Raw genomic sequence first — 19269 nt, forward strand, 5'->3', positions numbered from 1 at the left:
ATAGGGGAATCCGTCCGGAACACTATCCATGGCCAGGTCGACTCAAACACTCGCGTCCCACCAAGGCGATGCCCGCGTTGGCTCGCGCAAGCAGCCGTTCAATCTGCTGCGCTGGTTTTCGCTGATCAGCATGGCGGTGATCGGTACGGTGGCAATCGCTCTGGGCGCGGTGTCGACTCGTTTTGTCATCACCGAAAGCATTCAGCGTGATGCCTTGCTGACTTCACAGTTCATCCAGGCGATTGCGTCGGCCGAAGTGCGCCACGTCTCCATCCCGCATGTACGGACCATGGGCGAGCTGCTCGACCCGCGCCAGGACCGCAATTTCCCCGACGTCGACCCCCTGGCTCGGGCCAGCGCCCGCGGCGAATTCCTCGACCATATCGAGCACCTGCCGGACGTGATCCTGGCCAACATCTACGCCCCTGACCGCACGGTAATCTGGTCGACCAACCCGTCCCTGATGGGCACCACCATTCATGCCGACGAAGACCTCGACCAGGCGTTCAGTTCGCGGATCCCGGTGTCCGCCAGTTATCACGACGTCGACAAGAACCGCATGGAGCAGAAGTTCGTCACCCCGCCGGAATACATCTTCATCGAGAACTACATCCCGCTGTTCGATGCCGACGGCGACAAGGTCACGGCGATGGTCGAGATCTACAAGGAACCCAAGGACCTGATCGATCGCATGGAGCGTGGCCTGGTGCTGATCTGGCTGGCCACAGCCTTGGGCGGCGGGCTGATTTACCTCGGGCTGTATTGGATCGTGCGGCGTGCAGCGAATTTGCTGGCGACTCAGCAGAAGCAACTGATCACCAATGAAACGTTTGTCGCCCTGGGCGAGATGTCCTCGGCCGTCGCCCATAGTCTGCGCAATCCCCTGGCGACCATTCGCTCCAGCGCCGAGCTGGCGCTGGAATTCGACACGGGCGCAGCACACAAGAACATCAACGACATCATCGGCCAGGTCGATCGCATGTCGAAGTGGGTGCGCGAGTTGCTGCAATCCCTGCGTCCGCTGAGCGAAGAAGCCGAGCCGGTGAACCTGGTAGCGGCGTTGCACGACAGCCTGATGGCCTTCGAACAGCAGATCGCCAAGGGGCAAATCACTGTTGTGTTCGAGCCCACCCAGACGCCCATGGTGCGCAGCCAGCAGGTGCAACTGAACCAGATCCTCAACAGCCTGGTATCCAATGCCCTGGAGGCCATGGACAAGGGCGGCACCTTGACCATACGGCTGGAGCCGATCGATGTGCGCAGTGTCAGCGTGGTGATCAGCGACAACGGCAAGGGCATGAATGCCGAACAGCGCACCATGGCCTTCCGCCCGTTTTTCACCACCAAGCAGGGTGGGCTGGGCGTCGGGCTGGTGTTGGTCAAGCGGATCATGGAGCGCTTTGGCGGCTCGGTGAAACTGGAAAGCCGCGAGGGCGAGGGCACTTGTGTGCGCCTGTCATTCAAGCTGATTCCCTGAACTTGGGGATGATTTCCCCCCGTTAGCGGGTGGCATTCCCCAGTCCGCCGGCCAGGGGTATGGCACATTGATGTTGTTAAGCCATTGTATTTAATGCCATCGATATCTTTGTAAAACTTGGTTACAAATTTGGCGAGCTCCTTGCACTTCCACCAGTACCCCTTCTGACTGTGAGGCGGCTGGTGATGGACAGGAAATCGACGTACCCCTGCAAACGAATCAACAAATGGTTCACGCCCCTTGGCATCCTCCTGATGACGCTGGGTGCTTCCACCTTGCGTGCCAGCCCGATCGACGACGAGCGACAGCCCGAGCCCTCGGACCCTTCGGCATATTACGATGAGCCCGAGGACAAGGCGGGCGCGCTCAACGCGATTCTCAGCATGCCCGAGGCCAACGAGGACTCCTTCGACTTGCCCGATGGCGTCAAGGGCAGCCGCGACACGCCGCGTCAGGAAAATATCCTGCCGCCGGCGGTGCAGACCAGTTTCAACTACCCCACCAATGGCAAGCCGAGCCCATTGTTCGGTGCGCAGCCGTTTACCCAGCAACTGGTACTGTTCGAAGAGTTCGGCCCGGAAAAACTCGACCCGACGACCCCGGCCGCGCCCCTGCCATTTCCACCCGTGGCCATCGGCCCGGCGCCGCAACAGGACCCGACCAATGCGGCGCGCAGTGCACCCCCCAGCGCAGCCCTCGACGCGTTCCTGCGGCAACCGGGGCTGACGCCGTTCCCCGGTCAGTTCGCCAACGTGGTGGACCGCAACCCCTGGCAGGCGCAGATCGAGTTCTTCCTCAACCGGCACATCGGCTCATCCGCAGAAGGGCGTCCGCCGGGAAAAGGCTGGTCGCATCAGCGCTGGAACGAGTTCTACCCGCAGCTGGCCTACAAGACCGTGCAGACCGGCGCCCGGGTTAACGGCGGGCTGCGTGACAGCCGGCAGATGCATGGTTATGCGCTGGGCGAATTCGGCCCCGGCGGCCTCTACCACAACGTCGCCGGGGTGCCGGCCACCGACGGCACCGCCAAAGGCGTCGACGCGCGCTTTCACCCGAACATGCCGGTGCAAAACCATAATTCGGTGTGGACCTTCGACGGCACCTTACCGCCAAAATTGTTGATGGTGCGCTACGGCCAGCCGGTGCTGATGCGCCATTACAACGGCTTGCCGATCGACCCGGCAGCCAACATGGGCTTTGGCCTGCACACCATCAGCACCCACGAGCACAACGGCCACGCGCCTGCGGAAAGCGACGGCTATGCCAACGCGTTTTTCTTCCCCGGCCAGTACTACGACTATCGCTGGCCAATCCAGCTGGCCGGCTACGACAGCATCAACACCGACGCCCAGGATCCGCGCGCGGCATTCCCCTGCGCGCCGGGCGAGACCCTGTGGACCAACGACCTGACGCCCAGCCGCAAAACCTGCGACCACGGCACGATCAAGATCCGTGGCGACTGGCGCGAGACCATGAGCACCCACTGGTTTCATGATCACATGCTCGATTTCACCGCGCAGAACGTCTACAAGGGCAACGCGGCGATGATGAACTACTACAGCGCCCTGGACCGCGGCAACGAGTCGGTCAACGATGGCGTCAACCTGCGTTTCCCCAGCGGCAGCGCCTTGCCGTGGGGCAATCGCGACTATGACGTCAACCTGGTGATTGCCGACAAGGCCTGGGATCAAAGCGGCCAGTTGTGGTTCAACCCGTTCAACACCGACGGCTTCCTCGGCGACCAGATACTGGTCAACTGGCAGTGGAAACCGACCCTCGACGTGCGTGCCCGCAGTTATCGCCTGCGCATCCTCAACGGCTCGGTTTCACGTTACTTCAAGCTGGCCATCGTCCGCGAAATCAAGGGCAGCAGCGGCGAGTTTCCGGGCCCGAAAAACTCCGGGGTGTCCTATAGCCGGGTGCCGTTCCACATGATTGCCAACGACGGCAATATCATGGAGCACAGCGTGCCGTTCGACGGCAGCATGGACCTGGATGCCGACGGTGATAAACAGAATCACAACGCGATCCTGCCGACCCAGGGCATTGCCGAGCGCTTCGATATCATCGTCAACTTCGCAAAAAACGGGATCAAGCCGGGGGACAAACTGTTCGTGGTCAACTTGCTGGCCCACGACGACGGCAAGGGCCCGAAAGAACCGATCCCGCTGGGCGATGTGCTGTCGGAAAAATACCTGGCGGTGATCAAGCAATCGAGCAAAGGCCCGCAGTGGGACAAGGGTGACCCGGGCGTGGGCAAACTCCTGCAGCTCAACGTCAAGGCTTACACCGGCCAGGACCTGGCGATGGACCCCGCCGCCTATGAGCCGGCCAAACCGGGCAAGGCGGAAGGCATGGTGATGATCCCGCTGAAGATCCATCGCGACAACGCCGCCGACAAGGTGCTGCTGTCCCAGGCTCGTCACCGCACCTTCACCTACGGTCGCTCGGACGGCACCGACGCCGCGCCCTGGACGGTCAAGACCGACGGTGGCTTCGGCTTCCACATGGACCCGCGGCGCCTGAACACCTCGATCCAGCTGAAAACCGGACCTACCGACGCTGGAGTCAGTGGTTTCGGCACCCTGGAAGTGTGGAACATCAAGGCCGGTGGCAAGGGCTGGAGCCACCCGGTGCACGTGCACTTCGAGGAAGGGATCATCCTCAGTCGCGGCGGCAAGGCGCCACCGGAATGGGAAAAATGGGCACGCAAGGACGTTTACCGCATCGGCTCGGAAAACGATGGCCTGGACAGCGTGGAATTCGCGATCAACTTCCGTGAATTCGGCGGAACCTACATGGAGCACTGTCACAACACCCAGCACGAAGACAACTCCATGCTACTGCGCTGGGACCTGGAAAAACCCGGGCAATTGCAGCTGATGCCGACGCCTTTGCCGAGCTGGGACGGGGTGCGCTACGTCAACTCTGCCGCACTGCCAACCTTCCGCACCGGCGATGGCTTCGGCCCGCAAGTGACGGTGAAAAAATGAACCGCCCGGGAGCCGACCAGCCACTGCACACGCCGCGCTCCCGCGCCCTGGGCATGCACCTGGTGCTGATGTTGGTAGCCTGTCTGCTGGCTAGCCGCTTGCTGGTTGCGCACGAGGTGGCGCCAGCGGCGGATGGCTCGGGGACGCCCTGGGGCGCCGACTATTTCCCCAACACCTTGCTGACCGATCAGGACGGTCGGCAGGTGCATTTCTTCGATGACCTGATCAAGGGCAAGGTGGTGGTGATCAACTTCATCTTCACCTCCTGCAGCGATTCCTGTCCGCTGGAAACCGCGCGCTTGCGCCAGGTACAAAACTTGCTGGGGGATCGGGTCGGCAAGGACATTTTTTTCTACTCGATCAGCATCGATCCGCTGAGCGATACGCCCGCAGTGCTCAAGGCCTACGCGCGACGCTTCAAGGTCGGGCCGGGCTGGCAGTTTCTCACTGGTGATTTCGCTGATGTGACCGAGTTGCGACACAAGCTCGGGCTGTTCATCGAAGGCGTCGACAACGGTCGCAACAAGGACCACAACCTGAGCCTGATCGTCGGCAATCAGGACACCGGGCGCTGGATGAAAGCCTCGCCCTTTGAAAACCCGTGGATCCTCGCCGATCAACTGGCCAACACCCTGCAGAACTGGAAGCAGCCGAGCATTGAGCAAAGTTATGCCGACGCGCCGCAGATTCGCCCGCCGAGCAGCGGTGAAGAATTGTTTCGCACCCGTTGTGCCTCGTGTCACAGCCTAGGTCCGCAGGATGGCCAGGGCATTGGCATGCGCAGCATCGGCCCGGACCTGGTCGGTGTGACCGGCCGCCGCGATCCGGCCTGGCTCAGTCGCTGGATTCGCGAGCCGGACCGGATGCTGGCCGAGCGCGATCCGATTGCGACGGCGCTGTTCGAACGCTTTGAAAAAATCCCGATGCCCAACCTGCGCCTGGATGAAAACTCGGCGCAGGCGATCATCGAGTTTCTGCGCGAAGAGACCGATCGCCAGCAGACGCTGGCGGCGCAAACACAATAGCGGCTATTTACTATCATTGGACCGTCGGTGGTGATGAATGCCACCTACACTGATCTGCAACGCGACGGTGGGAACACGACTTGCATGGCTTGCAGAAAATGGCGTCAAACAGTTCGCCATCGCCGGCAAGCCGGGCTCCTACGAACCGGGATAGGCTCATGCACAAACCAGAACAACAAAAAGTATCTGTGCCAGCACTGGCCGCAGTGCATGAAGGCTGGCCCGGTCAGTTCAATCTGCTGCGTTGGTTTTCCGTGGGCAGCTTCGTCATCATTGCCGCCGTCGCCTTGGGCCTGGGCTATATCTCCACGCGGTTTGTGGTCGAGGAGAGCATCGAGCGTGATTCCATGCTGACCGCACAGTTCATCCAGGCCATCGGCGAGGCTGAAATCCGCCATGCCTCGATCAATCCGCGCCGGACCATGGGCGAGATGCTCGACCCGCGGGATGACCACGCTTATACGGATGTCAGCCCCGAGACCCGCGCCTCGGCCCGCACTGAATTTCTCGATCACGTGGAGCACCTGCCGGACATACTGCTGGCCAACGTCTACGCGCCGGATCGCACGGTGGTGTGGTCGACCAACCCCGAATTGATCGGCGTGCACATCGCCGACGACGATGAGCTCGACGAGTCCTTCAAGATGAAGGAAGCGGTGTCCACCAGCTATCACGAGGTCGATGACGAGCGACCCGAACAGCGCTTGCTGCGCGAGCCGGATTACCTGTTCATCGAGAACTACATCCCGATGTTCAACGCCGACCGCAGCAAAGTCATTGCCATGGTGGAAATCTACAAGGAGCCGGTAGACCTGGTGGCACGTATCCAGCGCGGGTTCAAGGCCATCTGGCTGGCGACTGCCCTGGGCGGCGCGGCCATCTACCTGGGCTTGTTCTGGATCGTGCGGCGCGCCGCCAGGCTGCTGCAGGCCCAGCAGAAATTGTTGATCGCCAACGAGACCTTCGTCGCCCTGGGTGAAATGTCGTCGGCGGTGGCGCACAGCTTGCGCAACCCGCTGGCGAACATCCGGTCCAGCGCCGAACTGGCCCAGGACATCGCCAGCCAGAGCGCGCAGAAAAACATCGGCGACATCATCAGCCAGGTTGATCGAATGTCGCGCTGGGTCCGCGAGCTGCTGGTGTCGCTGCGCCCGGCCAATGATGACTCTGAAGCGGTGGATCTGCTGCTCGCCGTCGAGGACACGCTGAACGCGTTTGAACCGCTGATCCAGCGCTCGAACGTCGAGGTGCGCTTCACCCCGCGATCGATCGAACCGGTCGTCAGCCAACGGGTGCTGCTCACGCAAATTCTCAATAGCCTGTTTGCCAATGCTCTGGAAGCCATGCCCAAAGGCGGCGTACTGACCATCGACCTCGATTCGTCGCAGCCGGGGCAGTTGAGCCTGACGTTGAGCGACACCGGCAAAGGCATGAACGCGCAGCAACAGCAAATGGTCTTCAAGCCGTTTTTCACTACCAAACAAGGCGGGTTGGGCGTGGGCCTGGCCCTGGTCAAAAGAATAATGGAGCGTTTCGAAGGCTCGGTCGAACTGACCAGTCGGGAGCTGGAAGGAACCCGCGTATGTCTCAACTTCAAAGTGGCAACGGGAGGGGAATATGGAGCACAGCATACTGCTGGTCGAGGATGACGAACTTCTCGCCGAGAATATTCAGACCTACCTGGAGCGCAAGGACTTCGAGGTCACGGTCTGCCACTCGGCTGAAGATGCACTGGAGCAATTGCGCACGTTCGCGCCTGATGTGGTACTGACCGACAACTCCTTGCCGGGCATGAGCGGTCACGACCTGATTCAGAAGCTGCGCATCAGCGCGCCGGATCTGAAAGTGATCATGATGACCGGCTATGGCAACGTCGAAGATGCCGTGGTGGCGATGAAAGAGGGCGCCTTTCACTACGTGACTAAACCGGTGGCCCTGCCGGAGCTCAAGCTGCTGCTGGACAAGGCCCTGGCGACTGATCGCATGGAGCGTACGCTGTCGTTTTATCAGGAGCGCGAAGCACAGAAATCCGGGGTGCAGGCGTTGATCGGCGAATCGGCACCCATGCAATACCTCAAGGGCACCATCGCCCAACTGCTCGACGCCGAACGGCGGATGGCCAACACCGACTTGCCGCCGGTGCTGGTGGAGGGCGAGACCGGCACCGGCAAGGAACTGGTGGCCCGTGCCTTGCATTTCGACGGGCTGCGCAGCAAAGGGCCGTTCATTGAGTTCAACTGCGCCTCGATTCCATCGAACCTGGTGGAGTCAGAGCTGTTCGGCCACGAAAAAGGCGCCTTCACCGATGCCAAGGACCGGCGGGTCGGGCTGGTCGAAGCAGCCGACGGCGGCACCCTGTTCCTTGATGAAGTGGGGGAGATGGACCTGCTGCTGCAAGCCAAGCTGCTCAAGTTGCTGGAAGACCGCACTATCCGCCGGGTCGGTTCGGTGAAGGAACGCAAGGTCGACCTGCGGGTGATCAGCGCCACCAACTGCAACCTCGAACAGATGGTCCAGCAGGGCAAGTTCCGCCGCGACCTGTTCTTCCGCCTGCGCATCATTTCGATCAAGGTGCCGCGCCTGTATGCCCGTGGCGAAGATATCCTGCTGCTGGCCCGGCACTTCCTTGCGTCGCACGGCAAGCGATATGGCAAACCGCATCTGCATTTCAGCGACCAGGCCGAAGAACTGCTGCTCAGCTACAGCTGGCCGGGCAACGTGCGCGAGCTGCGCAATATGCTTGAGCAGACCGTGCTGCTGGCCCAGAGCGACACCATCGCCGCCCATCAATTGAACGTGTGCCTGAGCCTGGTGGACGACCCACCGATCATCCAGGAGGCGCAACACCACGAGCCGCGCCCGGTGTACAACGGCACCGAGTCGATGAACCTGCCGGAAGTCGAGCGCGACATGGTGCGTAAGATGCTCGACAAGACCGACTGGAATGTCACCAAATCTGCACGCCTGCTGGGCCTGAGCCGCGACATGTTGCGCTACCGCATCGAAAAGCTCGGCCTCTCGCGTCCGGACAAGCGCCAGTGGTAGCCAGGCTACAGCGCCGGGCCCTGGCGGCTCAGGCAGGCCAGGAGGCACGTCGGGTCGCTGACTTCTTCGTTGACGTACACCCCGCGCTCCGGGTCATAGGAGCGAATGAACACCCGCACGCTGGCGTCCGCGATGGTTGGCAGGCGTGAGTCGGAAAATTCGTGCTGGCTGGCAATCGGGATGAAGTCCTGGGGCGAGCGCGAGATGTATGACCCGGGCGGTACGGTGCTGATGGAGGGCGGCGAGGGGTGGGCGAAGGGTTGATCCGCGCCGTAGTAGTTGAACTCGCTGTTGTAGGTTTGCGTCTGCATCGGACTGTCATCGGCCTGGGCGCTGTTGACGGCGAGCAGGCATACAGTGAACGTCAGCATGATTTTTTTCATGGAATCACCCGGTTTTTGGCATTTCCCCAAGGTCATTAACTATAGACCCTGCTGCGCACAGACACGTTCATCCGGGCAAACAGCACTCACTTACAACAATCCAACAATCCCCCAATAGGATTTGCCAAATCCCTCGCCTAAACTCCTCCCCGGTCAATCGAGACCCGACCTCTGGAGCCTGCAATGGAAATGCCGACCAAAGAAAATGCCATCGCCAGCAATCGCGAGGCCTGGAACGATTCTGCGCGTCATCACCGTGACAACCCTGAATGGCCGGCGCTGCTCAAAGCGGTGGAACGTGCGGATTTCAGCTGCATCGACGACACCTTGCGCACAGTGCTGGAGCAAGTCGGCGTCGCCGGAAAAGACTTCGTCCAGGTCGGCTGCAACAACGGCCGTGAAAGCCTTTCGCTGTTCGCCCTCGGCGCTCGCAGCGTAGTGGGCATCGACCAATCCGCCGAGTTCCTCGAACAGGCGCGGGAACTGGCCGCGCGCTCACCTCATAACGCCCAATTCGTCGCAGCGGACATTCATCACCTGCCCAGCGAGCTGCACAACCGGTTCGATGTGGCGCTGATCACCATCGGCGTATTGAACTGGATGCCGGACATCGGCGAGTTCTTCCGTCACGTGGCCCGCATCCTCAAGCCCGGTGGCGCGTTGGTGATCTACGAGACTCACCCGTTCCTGGAGATGTTCGACCCCGAGACAGATGATCCTTATCGCCTGCAAAGCTCGTACTTTCGCCGTGAGCCATTTGTGCAAACCCAGCCGATTGTCTATGAAGGCAAAGTGGAACAGCAGTCGGCGGCGTCCTACTGGTTTGTCCATTCCCTGGGCGACATCTTCACCGGTGCCCTCGATGCAGGTTTGGCGATCAGCCATTTCAAGGAGTACCCGCACTCCAACCGTGAAGAACTGTACGACCGCTATGAACAGCAGGAGGCGCAGTTGCCGTTGTGTTTCACCTGGGTGGCGCTGAAAAGTTGATTGAGAACCCGTATCCTGTGACGCCAGGTTCAACGGTGCCTGGTTGATCAGGAGTGAAAATGAACACCACCGCCGGTCTCACGGTTGCCCTGTTGATGCTGTTCGCCACACCGGCCAATGCCGCCGGTGATGCGCAGGCAGGGCAGAAACTGTTCGGACGCATCTGTGGCGGCTGCCATCAGGTCGGCGAGTCCGCCAGGGCGTCGTTCGGTCCGCAGCTCAACCACATCTTCGGGCGGATGTCCGGCAGCACGTCGGATTACCAGTACTCCGACGCGATGAAATCCGCCGGCATCGTCTGGACCACCGAAACGCTTACCGCGTACCTGGAAGCACCGAAAAAAGTAGTGCCCGGAACCCGTATGATCTTCTGGGGCCTCAGCGACCCGGAGAAAGTCGCCGATGTGCTGGCTTACCTGCAGACATTCCAGAAAATCTGAACCGATCCCCCGAAATCGCCATCGCCGGCAAGCCGGGCGCCTACGGATCCGCGCCAAGCCCAAACCCCGCATACACCCTAGGCCCCTGTAGGAGACTGGCTTGCCAGCGATGGCGTCCTTGAAATCGCCATCGCCGGCAAGCCGGGCTCCTACGGGTCCGCGCCAAGCCCAAATCCCGCATACACCCTCGGCCCTTGTAGGAGTCTGGCTTGCCAGCGATGACGTCCGCAAAATCGCCATCGCCGGCAAGCCGGGCTCCTACGGATCCGCGCCAAGCCCAATCCCGCATACACCATAGGCCCTTGTAGGAGACTGGCTTGCCAGCGATGACGCCCGCAAAATCGCCATCGCCGGCAAGCCGGGCTCCTACGGATCCGCGCCAAGCCCAAATCCCGCATACACCCTAGGCCCTTGTAGGAGACTGGCTTGCCAGCGATGACGTCCTTGAAATCGCCATCGCCGGCAAGCCGGGCTCCTACGGATCCGCGCCAAGCCCAAATCCCGCATACACCCTAGGCCCTTGTAGGAGACTGGCTTGCCAGCGATGGCGTCCGCAAAATCGCCATCGCCGGCAAGCCGGGCGCCTACGGATCCGCGCCAAGCCCAAATCCCGCATACACGCTAGGCCCTTGTAGGAGACTGGCTTGCCAGCGATGGCGTTTTCGAAATCGCCATCGCCGGCAAGCCGGGCTCCTACGGATCCGCGCCAAGCCCAAATCCCGCATACACCATAGGCCCTGGTAGGAGACTGGCTTGCCAGCGATGACGCCCGCAAAATCGCCATCGCCGGCAAGCCGGGCTCCTACGGATCCGCGCCAAGCCCAAATCCCGCATACACCCTAGGCCCTTGTAGGAGACTGGCTTGCCAGCGATGACGTCCTCGAAATCGCCATCGCCGGCAAGCCGGGCTCCTACGGATCCGCGCCAAGCCCAATCCCGCATACACCCTAGGCCCATGTAGGGGTCTGGCTTGCCAGCGATGGCGTCCTTGAAATCGCCATCGCCGGCAAGCCGGGCTCCTACGGATGGGTGTCGTGGCCCAACTCCACTGCTAACTCAACGCGCTGTATTTGCGATGTTCCTGACAACCAATAAACAACAGGCATAAAAAAACCCGGCTGTTGAGACCGGGCTTTTCGTCGAAGATTTCTCGTTAAAGCATGCATTCATGCGTTGCGGCTTTCGATCAGACGATCAGAACCGCCTTCCGCAACACGACGTTCCAGCAACCGATCAGAACCGCCTTCCGCAACACGACGTTCCAGCAACCGATCAGAACCGCCTTCCGCAACACGACGTTCCAGCAACCGATCAGAACCCCCTTCCGCAACACGACGTTCCAGCAACCGATCAGAACCACCTTCAGCCACACGACTTTCTATCAGGCGATCCGACCCACCTTCAGCGACGACGGGCTGAGCGGAAGTGGCGGCAAAAGCGTTAACTGCAAGAACCGAGAATGCGATGCTGAGAAGGACTTGGCGTTTCATGGTGGTGTGCTCCGGGGTGTTTATTGGTTGGTATGGAGCAGATGTTACGCCGTGGATTTTTTATGAGAACTTCATTGAGTTGATGGTGACTATCGACGCCAGCAATGGATGCCCATCACCCATCACTGGGCGGTGATGCACAGATCACCCGTCGCCCGAATCAACGCCTGGCCATGCAGGGTATCCTTGATCAGGCGAGACCGGGCAGTCGCCAGCCACGCCGGGCAGTTCGGGTCTGTACGATAACGCGCGAACGCGCTGTACTCGTTCAACAGCCGGACCTGCAGTTGATCCAGGCGCGGCCTCACCTGCGTGGAAAGGTCCGGCCGTGGTCTATCAGGTGCCTTGCCAGCCGCCTGCCAATGGGCGAGCAGCCCGTATTGCACCAACTTGCTGGCCTCAATCTGCGCGGCGATCAACTCGGCCACCTCATCCGGGTCGAGCTTGCGCTCGAGCGCCTGCTTCCTGGCGTTGGCAATTACCTGCGTCTCACGGGCAGTATCCTGCGTCGGTTGGCGCGTGTCCCATTTGCTCAGCGCCACCTGATCGGCAATGTTCAACCGTTCATTCATCGTCACCAGCAGCGGTTGTAAACTGTCGGGCGCCGGGGAGGACGCAGCCGCCTGCGCTTCACATATGAACAGACCGAGCATGGCGACGGATAACAGCTTGGGTAGTGACGGGCAGAAGCGCATTGGGAAAAACCTCATGGGCACAGTGTTTACTACTTATTGGTTATGTAACACAGGTACACCAGAGGGGGTAAGCGGCTGATCGGGTTTGCCTACAAAAAAGCCCGCCTTGCTGAGGGCGGGCTTTTGGTGTGCATTGATCCAGAGACGTTCTTTATTCGACTTGTGCGAGCGACCAAGCGATCGTTGCGACCATTAAAGTGGCGAAGCTAACATTCAGTATTCGACTGCAAACAGGATTGACGAATAGGGTGCGAAGCTTGCTTCCTGCGAAGAGCCATAAAAAATCTGACGTGATGCAAATAATGATACAGATCATCGCTTTTGTAGCTTGCTCCCATTGCTGGGTTAACCCCAGCGTAAAACTGCCGAGGAGGGCGGCAAATGCGATATATGCTTTAACGTTTGTAATGCCTATTGTAAGGCCCAAGCCGAAACCAGGTGATAGCACAAACTTTTCATCTTTTATGGGTGCAGCCATGGCGATGCAGTAGGCCAGATATAAAATATATAGTGCGGAGATCGTCATGAGTATATTGCCCAGGAAGCTAAAATTTCTAACGATGACGTATAGCCCGCTAGCGACGCAAAATATGGCAAGTATCAAGCCAAAAATTACTCCGAAGTAAAACTTTAAAGATTTTTTTATCCCGTATGCGGCGCCACTGGCAGCTAGGGCGAGTGTGGCTGGACCAGGCGTGGCCAGTAGTACAATTGCAGCAATGATGAAAGTCAGCGTTGAATGGTAGATTGTCTCCGTTATCTCGATCATTGCAACTTCCTGTCAGTGGTATGTTAGTGGTGTTTCGTGTTAATGGCAGAAATTAATTGTCCGGTGGTTTGCCCTGTTGAGTGGATTCCCCGGTTCCTAAGCGAAGGCTCTTACTTGTTATTTAAAATGCGCGAAAAGTTTGTCGAGGAAAAACATAATTGCCCCAGTTGGAAAAATCCATTTTTTTTTTTTTTGACGTAGCTGTGGTATGTAAGGTTTAAGATTTTTTTACTCGAAATTTGTAAGGTGCATCGTATGAAAAAGCTTACAGGCGATGATCAGAAATTCGATTCAATTGACCGCGCTTTGATCTGCGCGCTTCATTCCAACGCCCGGGCGTCGCTTCGCGCGCTCAGTCGTGAAATTGGTTTGTCTGCTCCCGGATGCACCGAGCGGCTAAAACGTCTGGAGAATGCAGGTGTGATTGCCGGCTTCAGTGTCGACCTGGACGCAGAGGCGCTTGGATTTCCTCTACAGTCGATGGTCCGTGTGAAACCTTTTCCTGGAAAGCTGCTGGAGGTAGAAAAACTATTAAGGGAGATGCCCGAAAATATTGCCTGTTTCAAAGTCACGGGAGATGACGGGTTCGTATGTCATCTGTATCTACGCTCGGTTAGCCATTTAGATGAGGTGTTGCATAGAATTATAAAGTTTGCCGATACCAATACATCAATAATAAAAATGGTCGAGAGGAAACTTCCTCCTCTAAAGGTTTCGAAGTAGACAAGAATCCCTACTGGCATCGTCTTGGATTGACGTCGATTGCTGTATTGAATTTTTAACGTCAACTTGCCATTTTATGTAGCTGATTTCGAAAAAATTCAGGCGTAAAAAAACCGGCTGATTAAGCCGGTTCTTTGTCGGGCGCCGCAAGGAAGACGTCCACTCATACGGTGCGGTTCTGGATCAGGCGATCAGAACCACCTTCAGCAACACGGCGTTCCAGCAGACGATCGGAACCACCCTCAGCCACACGGCGTTCCAGCAGACGATCAGAACCACCTTCAGCAACACGGCGTTCCAGCAGACGGTCAGAACCACCCTCAGCCACACGGCGTTCCAGCAGACGATCAGAACCACCTTCAGCAACACGGCGTTCCAGCAGACGATCAGAACCACCCTCAGCAACAAGGCGTTCCAGCAGACGATCCGACCCACCTTCAGCCACACGACTTTCAATCAGGCGATCCGAACCACCTTCAGCGACGACAGGCTGAACGGACGTAGCGGCAAAAGCGTTAACTGCAAAAACCGAGAATGCGATGCTGAGAAGGATTTGGCGTTTCATTATGGTGTGCTCCGGGGTGTTATTGGTTGGTATGGATGCGATGTTACGCCCCAGGATTTTTATGAGAACTTCATTGGGTTGATGGTAACTATCGACGCCAGCGATGGACTAAACATAGGATTCGAAACAGCCTGATCTGGCTTTCCCATACCTATTCCCCCAAGAGATGGACTTCATGCACCTGCACGTCATACGCCACGGAGAAACGGCCCCCAACCTCGAGCGACGTTACGTCGGTTCACTCGACCCGCAACTCACCGAAAAGGGCAGGGCCCAAGCGCAGGAGCTGGTCAGTCGACTTCCCGTCACCATTGACGCAATCATCGTGTCCCCGCGCTTGAGAGCGCAACAGACGGCGCAGATTCTCAACGCACACTTGAACCTGCCGCTACTGACCATGGACTGCTTCGCAGAACGCAATGTCGGAGTTTTCGAAGGGCTGACCCAGACTGAAGCACGAGAGCGCTTCCCGCAGCTGTGGTCGCAGAACATCACTCGTCAGTGGCACAGCGCACCAACGGGCGGTGAGTCGGTTGCCGAGGTGGTGAGCCGGGTGCGAGAAGGCTTGATCGAGTTGGCCACCGCCTATCCCTCGCAAACCGTGGTCCTGGTTGCCCATGGGTTTGTCGCCAAGGTCATCCGCGCGCTGGAGAAATCGGACTTCAGCGACTTCTTCGACTGGCAGCTCGCGAACGGTAAAGTGCTGGCGCTGGAAAACTTCAGGACTCCATCGTGCACCCTTGAGCATCTGCGCACGTCGCTGCAGACCTAGCTGCGCGATTTACATTTCGCGCCGTTCCTGCACCTTTGATTCCATTGCCCCCGGCCCTGGGGCTATCCTTGCGCACTCACCCTGCGCAGTCGAGACGGACCTCCCCTTCATGTCAACCCAGCCTCTCTGGAAAACCTACCTGCTGTTCCTCGCGCCCATGGTCCTGTCCAATTTCCTGCAGTCCATGTCGGGCACCATCAACAGTATCTACATCGGTCAGATGCTCGGCACCCAGGCCCTCGCTGCGGTCTCCGGGATGTTCCCGATCGTGTTCTTTTTCATTGCGCTGGTGATCGGCCTCGGCGCCGGGGCCGGCGTGCTGATCGGCCAAGCGTGGGGCGCGCGGGAGCCGCACATGGTCAAGGCCATCGCCGGCACGACGTTGTTGCTGGGGGCGATGATCGGCCTGACTGCCGCCGTGCTTGGCAGTGTATTCGCCCGGTCGGCGTTGCAGGGACTGGGGACGCCGGCTGACGTGCTGGACGACGCGGTTGCCTATGCCCACGTGATGATGTGGATCATGCCGTCGTTGCTGGTGTATGTGCTGTTTACCCAGTTGCTGCGCGGGGTCAGCGATACGATGTCGCCGCTGATGGCGTTGCTGGTATCGACCTGTATCGGCCTGGCACTGACGCCGGCGTTGATTCGTGGCTGGCTGGGTTTGCCGCCGATGGGGATTCAGAGCGCCGCGTACGCCGGGCTGGCGGGTAACCTGACGGCGATGGGGTGGCTGGCGTGGCGATTGATCGCCAGGGGGCACCCGCTGGCGCCGGACCGGGAGATGTTCAGGGCGATGCGGCTGGACCGGGTGATCCTGGGCAAAGTGTTGCGCATTGGCTTGCCGACGGGTTTGCAGATGGTGGTGCTGTCGTTGTCGGAGCTGGTGATCCTGGCGCTGGTGAACCAGCACGGTTCCCAGGCGACGGCGGCGTATGGCGCGGTGACGCAGATCGTCAATTACGTGCAGTTTCCGGCGCTGTCGATTGCCATCACCGCCTCGATTCTCGGCGCCCAGGCGATCGGGGCCGGGCGTCTGGAGCGCATGGGGCCGATCCTGCGCACCGGGCTCTGGATCAACGTGTGCCTGACCGGTGGCCTGGTCCTGTTGGGCTATCTGTTGTCGCACTGGTTGCTGGGGTTGTTTCTCACCGACGACTCGACCCGGGCGATGGCCGAACACTTGCTGCACATCATGCTCTGGAGTCTGTTGATCTTCGGTTTCCAGGCAATCATCGGCGGCATCATGCGCGCCAGCGGCACGGTGCTGGTGCCGATGGCAATCTCGATCGTCTGCGTGCTGCTGGTGCAGTTGCCCGTGGCGTATGGGCTGGATGGGCAGTTTGGTCTGCAAGGGGTGTGGATGGCGTTTCCGGTGGCGTATCTGGGAATGCTGGCGTTGCAGATGGCGTACTACAAGTTCGTCTGGCTGCACCGCCGTATCGAGCGGCTGGTTTAGAAATACATGAAGCGCTCGGCGACTTGCTGAGGTGAACTTCAGGCCGCCATCGCTGGCAAGCCAGGCTCCTACAGGGGGCAGGGTGTTCGCGGAATAACCGCTCGACACAAATCCGTAGGAGCCTGGCTTGCCGGCGATGGCGATTTCGCGGGCGCCATCGCTGGCAAGCCAGCTCCTACAGGGGGCAGGGTGTTCGCGGAATAACCGCTCGACGCAAATCCGTAGGAGCCTGGCTTGCCGGCGATGGCGATTTCGCGGGCGCCATCGCTGGCAAGCCAGGCTTCTGCGACAGTGGAACAACGCGGGTTTCTTTGCTTTAGTCCATCTACCGCACTCGCCCTTTCCCGGAGCATCCCATGCGCCTCCGATTCCCGTGTTCCATCGCCTTGGCGGTGACTGTCATCATGGGGGCGTGGGCCCAGGCCACCGAGTACACCCGAGTAAACCCCACGGCGAGCGCCATCAGTTTTACCTTCAAGCAGATGGGCTCCGAGGTTTACGGCACGTTCAGCCGGTTCGAAGCGACCCTCGAGTTCGACACCGCTAACCCGACGGCGGCCCATACCCGGCTGGTCATCGACATGGCCAGCATCGACGCCGGCAGCAGTGACGCCAACCTCGAACTGCAGAAACCCGCCTGGTTCAACACCCCGCAATTTCCTCAAGGCGTGTTCGAATCGACCCGGGTCAAGGACGTCGGCGAAAACCGGTATGCCGTGGACGGCGACCTCACGATCCGCGGCATGACCCGGCAAGTGCAGGTCCAGGTCGAGTTAAACCCGCAGAGTGGCATTGGTCTGTTCAATGGCGAGTTCATTCTCGACCGCGATCTCTTCGGGATCGGCGCAAGGGAGTGGGCGGACTCCGTGGTGTCCAAGGATATTAAAATCAAGTTTCGGATCGTGGCCCCTGAGCGTTAAGGAGTGGATGGCAATGCGCGATCAAAAGGCCTGCCAAGGCTTCAGGGTCGGTACCGCAACGCCTCCAGCAGCAACGCAAACGCCGGCGAAGCCTGGCGTCTGCTCGGGTAATACAGGTGGAACCCGGCAAACCAGGGGCTCCAGTCCTCCAGCACGTGCACCAGTCGCCCGGCTGCAACGTGCGGCGCGACCAGGTCTTCGGGGATGTAGCTGAGGCCGAATCCATCCAGCGCGGCATCCAACAGTTGATACACGCCGTTGAACGTAACCTGGCCCGACACCCGCACGTTGAGGGTATCCTGGCCCTTCTTGAATTCCCAGGTATACAGCCCGCCATTGGTGGGTAGCCGCAGGTTGTTGCAGGGGTGGTCGGTGAGATCGCGTGGGGTCTGCGGAATTTGCCGATGGGCAAAATAGCTGGGCGAGCCCACCACTGCCATGCGCATGTCCGGCCCGATGCGGGTAGCGATCATGCCCTGGGCGACATCCTCACCCAGGCGCACGCCGGCATCAAAGCCTTGGGCGGCGATGTCGACGAAGCCATAGTCGCAACAGACTTCCACCGAGATGTCCGGGTACTTTGCCAGGAAGGGCTTGAGCACCGGCCAGAGAATGTAGTCCAGCGCATGGTCCATGGCGTTGATGCGGATATTACCCGCAGGCGTGTCGCGCAGGTCACTGAGCGCCGCCAGTTCGATTTCGATCTCTTCGAAGTGCGGGCCGACCGTCTCCAGCAGGCGCTGGCCGGCCTCGGTCGGCGATACGCTGCGGGTCGTGCGTGTCAGCAGGCGCAACCCCAGGCGCGCTTCCAGGCCGCGAATGGTGTGGCTCAGCGCCGATTGGGACACTCCCAGTTTGCCGGCCGCCTTGGTAAAGCTGCGCTCCCTGGCCACGGCCAGGAAGGCGAGCAGGTCATTGGCATTTTCCCGCAACATTCATGAGTCCCCTTCATAGGTCTAACCTGATTCTAGCGGCTAATCATTGCAACGCGTAGACGGTAAATTGGTCCGGATTTCAATCAACTTATCGAGGACAGCCATGAAGCACCTTGCAGCTACCGCGCTCTCGCTCTCACTGATGGCCTTTGAGTCCCAGGCACAGGAGGCTCCGATGCTGACCGTCACTCCCAACGGTTCCCAACCCTCGGCCAAAGGTCCGGCCGACTACTTCACCGGCACCGTGCGCGTCGATGCGCCGTTTAAGGGCACCGCACCGGCGGCCGTCAGTGGCGCCACCGTGACCTTCGAACCCGGTGCGCGCACGGCCTGGCACACTCATCCGCTGGGACAGACGTTGATCGTCACTGCCGGCAGTGGCTGGGTCCAGGAAGCAGGCAAGCCGGCGCAATCGATCAAACCCGGCGACACGGTGTGGATCCCCCCGCATGTGAAGCATTGGCATGGGGCCACGGCGAAAACGGCCATGTCGCACATTGCCATTGCCGAGGTGCAGGACGGCCAGGTAGTGGAGTGGATGGAGCAGGTTGGGGAAGAGGAATATCCGCAGTTGTAGGAGCCTGCTTGCTG

Annotated in this window: 17 protein-coding genes and 1 pseudogene; 12 read left to right on the forward strand and 6 right to left on the reverse strand. The window is 59.8% G+C overall.

All coding sequences use genetic code 11. From position 1 onward, the window contains the following. Positions 1-28 precede the first annotated feature (28 nt). From ORL50_RS26415 to ORL50_RS26435, 5 genes are all read left to right on the forward strand, one after another. The gene (locus ORL50_RS26415) at positions 29-1477 is read left to right on the forward strand and encodes a sensor histidine kinase (RefSeq protein ID WP_266019396.1); all 1449 of its coding nucleotides are present in this window, start codon (positions 29-31) and stop codon (positions 1475-1477) included. Between the two features lie 185 nt (positions 1478-1662). Then, positions 1663-4470: a multicopper oxidase domain-containing protein gene (locus tag ORL50_RS26420; RefSeq protein WP_266019398.1), complete on the forward strand. Its 2808-nt coding sequence runs from the start codon at positions 1663-1665 to the stop codon at positions 4468-4470. Next, positions 4467-5495, forward strand: a complete 1029-nt coding sequence (locus ORL50_RS26425; RefSeq protein WP_266019399.1) for an SCO family protein — start codon at positions 4467-4469, stop codon at positions 5493-5495. The genes ORL50_RS26420 and ORL50_RS26425 overlap by 4 nt, the downstream gene beginning before the upstream one ends. 158 nt (positions 5496-5653) lie before the next feature. Continuing rightward, positions 5654-7144 carry a sensor histidine kinase gene (locus ORL50_RS26430; RefSeq protein WP_266019400.1) on the forward strand — a complete coding sequence of 497 codons (1491 nt, stop codon included), beginning with the start codon at positions 5654-5656 and terminating at the stop codon, positions 7142-7144. Then, positions 7113-8540, forward strand: coding sequence for a sigma-54-dependent transcriptional regulator (locus tag ORL50_RS26435; protein ID WP_266019402.1), 1428 nt, complete (start codon positions 7113-7115; stop codon positions 8538-8540). Before ORL50_RS26430 ends, ORL50_RS26435 begins: the two co-directional genes overlap by 32 nt. A gap of 5 nt (positions 8541-8545) precedes the next feature. On the opposite strand, the gene ORL50_RS26440 is transcribed toward ORL50_RS26435, so the two are convergent. Then, complete coding sequence (locus ORL50_RS26440; RefSeq protein ID WP_266019404.1) at positions 8546-8923, reverse strand: hypothetical protein; 378 nt, start codon at positions 8921-8923, stop codon at positions 8546-8548. Positions 8924-9106: 183 nt separating this feature from the next. On the opposite strand from ORL50_RS26440, the gene ORL50_RS26445 reads away from it, so the two are divergent. Then, on the forward strand, positions 9107-9913 hold the full coding sequence (locus tag ORL50_RS26445; RefSeq protein WP_266019406.1) for a class I SAM-dependent methyltransferase: 807 nt from the start codon (positions 9107-9109) through the stop codon (positions 9911-9913). Between the two features lie 59 nt (positions 9914-9972). Beyond that, positions 9973-10353: a c-type cytochrome gene (locus ORL50_RS26450; RefSeq protein WP_266019408.1), complete on the forward strand. Its 381-nt coding sequence runs from the start codon at positions 9973-9975 to the stop codon at positions 10351-10353. 1169 nt (positions 10354-11522) lie between these two features. Here the strand turns inward: ORL50_RS26450 and ORL50_RS26455 are convergent. The 3 genes and pseudogenes from ORL50_RS26455 to ORL50_RS26465 all read right to left on the reverse strand — a co-directional run. Further along, positions 11523-11843 (reverse strand): annotated as a pseudogene (locus tag ORL50_RS26455) (phage infection protein); the annotation flags it as partial. A gap of 122 nt (positions 11844-11965) precedes the next feature. Continuing rightward, positions 11966-12538 (reverse strand): chorismate mutase, encoded by a 573-nt coding sequence (locus ORL50_RS26460; protein ID WP_266019412.1) that lies wholly within the window; start codon positions 12536-12538, stop codon positions 11966-11968. Positions 12539-12689: 151 nt separating this feature from the next. Beyond that, positions 12690-13307, reverse strand: a complete 618-nt coding sequence (locus ORL50_RS26465; RefSeq protein ID WP_266019414.1) for a LysE family translocator — start codon at positions 13305-13307, stop codon at positions 12690-12692. A gap of 255 nt (positions 13308-13562) precedes the next feature. Here ORL50_RS26465 and ORL50_RS26470 point away from each other — a divergent pair, with 255 nt between their 5' ends. Then, positions 13563-14030, forward strand: coding sequence for an Lrp/AsnC family transcriptional regulator (locus ORL50_RS26470; protein ID WP_266019416.1), 468 nt, complete (start codon positions 13563-13565; stop codon positions 14028-14030). Between the two features lie 163 nt (positions 14031-14193). Here ORL50_RS26470 and ORL50_RS26475 read toward each other — a convergent pair whose 3' ends face one another. Beyond that, positions 14194-14595, reverse strand: a complete 402-nt coding sequence (locus ORL50_RS26475; RefSeq protein ID WP_266019418.1) for a hypothetical protein — start codon at positions 14593-14595, stop codon at positions 14194-14196. Positions 14596-14770: 175 nt separating this feature from the next. Between ORL50_RS26475 and ORL50_RS26480 the strand changes: the two genes are divergently transcribed. The 3 genes from ORL50_RS26480 to ORL50_RS26490 all read left to right on the forward strand — a co-directional run bounded on the left by ORL50_RS26480 (position 14771) and on the right by ORL50_RS26490 (position 17743). After that, positions 14771-15367: a histidine phosphatase family protein gene (locus ORL50_RS26480; RefSeq protein ID WP_266019420.1), complete on the forward strand. Its 597-nt coding sequence runs from the start codon at positions 14771-14773 to the stop codon at positions 15365-15367. 109 nt (positions 15368-15476) lie between these two features. Then, on the forward strand, positions 15477-16823 hold the full coding sequence (locus ORL50_RS26485; RefSeq protein ID WP_266019422.1) for an MATE family efflux transporter: 1347 nt from the start codon (positions 15477-15479) through the stop codon (positions 16821-16823). 356 nt (positions 16824-17179) lie between these two features. Then, positions 17180-17743 carry a YceI family protein gene (locus tag ORL50_RS26490; protein WP_266019424.1) on the forward strand — a complete coding sequence of 188 codons (564 nt, stop codon included), beginning with the start codon at positions 17180-17182 and terminating at the stop codon, positions 17741-17743. 41 nt (positions 17744-17784) lie between these two features. On the opposite strand, the gene ORL50_RS26495 is transcribed toward ORL50_RS26490, so the two are convergent. Continuing rightward, positions 17785-18678, reverse strand: coding sequence for a LysR family transcriptional regulator (locus tag ORL50_RS26495; RefSeq protein ID WP_266019425.1), 894 nt, complete (start codon positions 18676-18678; stop codon positions 17785-17787). A 103-nt stretch (positions 18679-18781) separates the two neighbouring features. On the opposite strand from ORL50_RS26495, the gene ORL50_RS26500 reads away from it, so the two are divergent. Further along, on the forward strand, positions 18782-19255 hold the full coding sequence (locus ORL50_RS26500) for a (R)-mandelonitrile lyase (protein ID WP_266019426.1): 474 nt from the start codon (positions 18782-18784) through the stop codon (positions 19253-19255). The last annotated feature ends 14 nt before the right edge of the window (positions 19256-19269 follow it).

This window comes from Pseudomonas sp. RIT-562 (assembly GCF_026241895.1).
Lineage (GTDB): Bacteria > Pseudomonadota > Gammaproteobacteria > Pseudomonadales > Pseudomonadaceae > Aquipseudomonas > Aquipseudomonas mandelii_F.

Bases quoted from the DNA above. Each gene is read 5' to 3' on its own strand.
- ORL50_RS26500 (WP_266019426.1), top strand. From the start codon at position 18,782: ATGAAGCACCTTGCAGCTACCGCGCTCTCGCTCTCACTGATGGCCTTT.
- ORL50_RS26475 (WP_266019418.1), bottom strand. From the start codon at position 14,595: ATGAAACGCCAAATCCTTCTCAGCATCGCATTCTCGGTTTTTGCAGTT.
- ORL50_RS26485 (WP_266019422.1), top strand. From the start codon at position 15,477: ATGTCAACCCAGCCTCTCTGGAAAACCTACCTGCTGTTCCTCGCGCCC.
- ORL50_RS26460 (WP_266019412.1), bottom strand. From the start codon at position 12,538: ATGCGCTTCTGCCCGTCACTACCCAAGCTGTTATCCGTCGCCATGCTC.
- ORL50_RS26435 (WP_266019402.1), top strand. From the start codon at position 7,113: ATGGAGCACAGCATACTGCTGGTCGAGGATGACGAACTTCTCGCCGAG.
- ORL50_RS26465 (WP_266019414.1), bottom strand. From the start codon at position 13,307: ATGATCGAGATAACGGAGACAATCTACCATTCAACGCTGACTTTCATC.
- ORL50_RS26450 (WP_266019408.1), top strand. From the start codon at position 9,973: ATGAACACCACCGCCGGTCTCACGGTTGCCCTGTTGATGCTGTTCGCC.
- ORL50_RS26470 (WP_266019416.1), top strand. From the start codon at position 13,563: ATGAAAAAGCTTACAGGCGATGATCAGAAATTCGATTCAATTGACCGC.
- ORL50_RS26480 (WP_266019420.1), top strand. From the start codon at position 14,771: ATGCACCTGCACGTCATACGCCACGGAGAAACGGCCCCCAACCTCGAG.
- ORL50_RS26425 (WP_266019399.1), top strand. From the start codon at position 4,467: ATGAACCGCCCGGGAGCCGACCAGCCACTGCACACGCCGCGCTCCCGC.
- ORL50_RS26495 (WP_266019425.1), bottom strand. From the start codon at position 18,678: ATGTTGCGGGAAAATGCCAATGACCTGCTCGCCTTCCTGGCCGTGGCC.
- ORL50_RS26415 (WP_266019396.1), top strand. From the start codon at position 29: ATGGCCAGGTCGACTCAAACACTCGCGTCCCACCAAGGCGATGCCCGC.
- ORL50_RS26420 (WP_266019398.1), top strand. From the start codon at position 1,663: ATGGACAGGAAATCGACGTACCCCTGCAAACGAATCAACAAATGGTTC.
- ORL50_RS26440 (WP_266019404.1), bottom strand. From the start codon at position 8,923: ATGAAAAAAATCATGCTGACGTTCACTGTATGCCTGCTCGCCGTCAAC.
- ORL50_RS26445 (WP_266019406.1), top strand. From the start codon at position 9,107: ATGGAAATGCCGACCAAAGAAAATGCCATCGCCAGCAATCGCGAGGCC.
- ORL50_RS26490 (WP_266019424.1), top strand. From the start codon at position 17,180: ATGCGCCTCCGATTCCCGTGTTCCATCGCCTTGGCGGTGACTGTCATC.
- ORL50_RS26430 (WP_266019400.1), top strand. From the start codon at position 5,654: ATGCACAAACCAGAACAACAAAAAGTATCTGTGCCAGCACTGGCCGCA.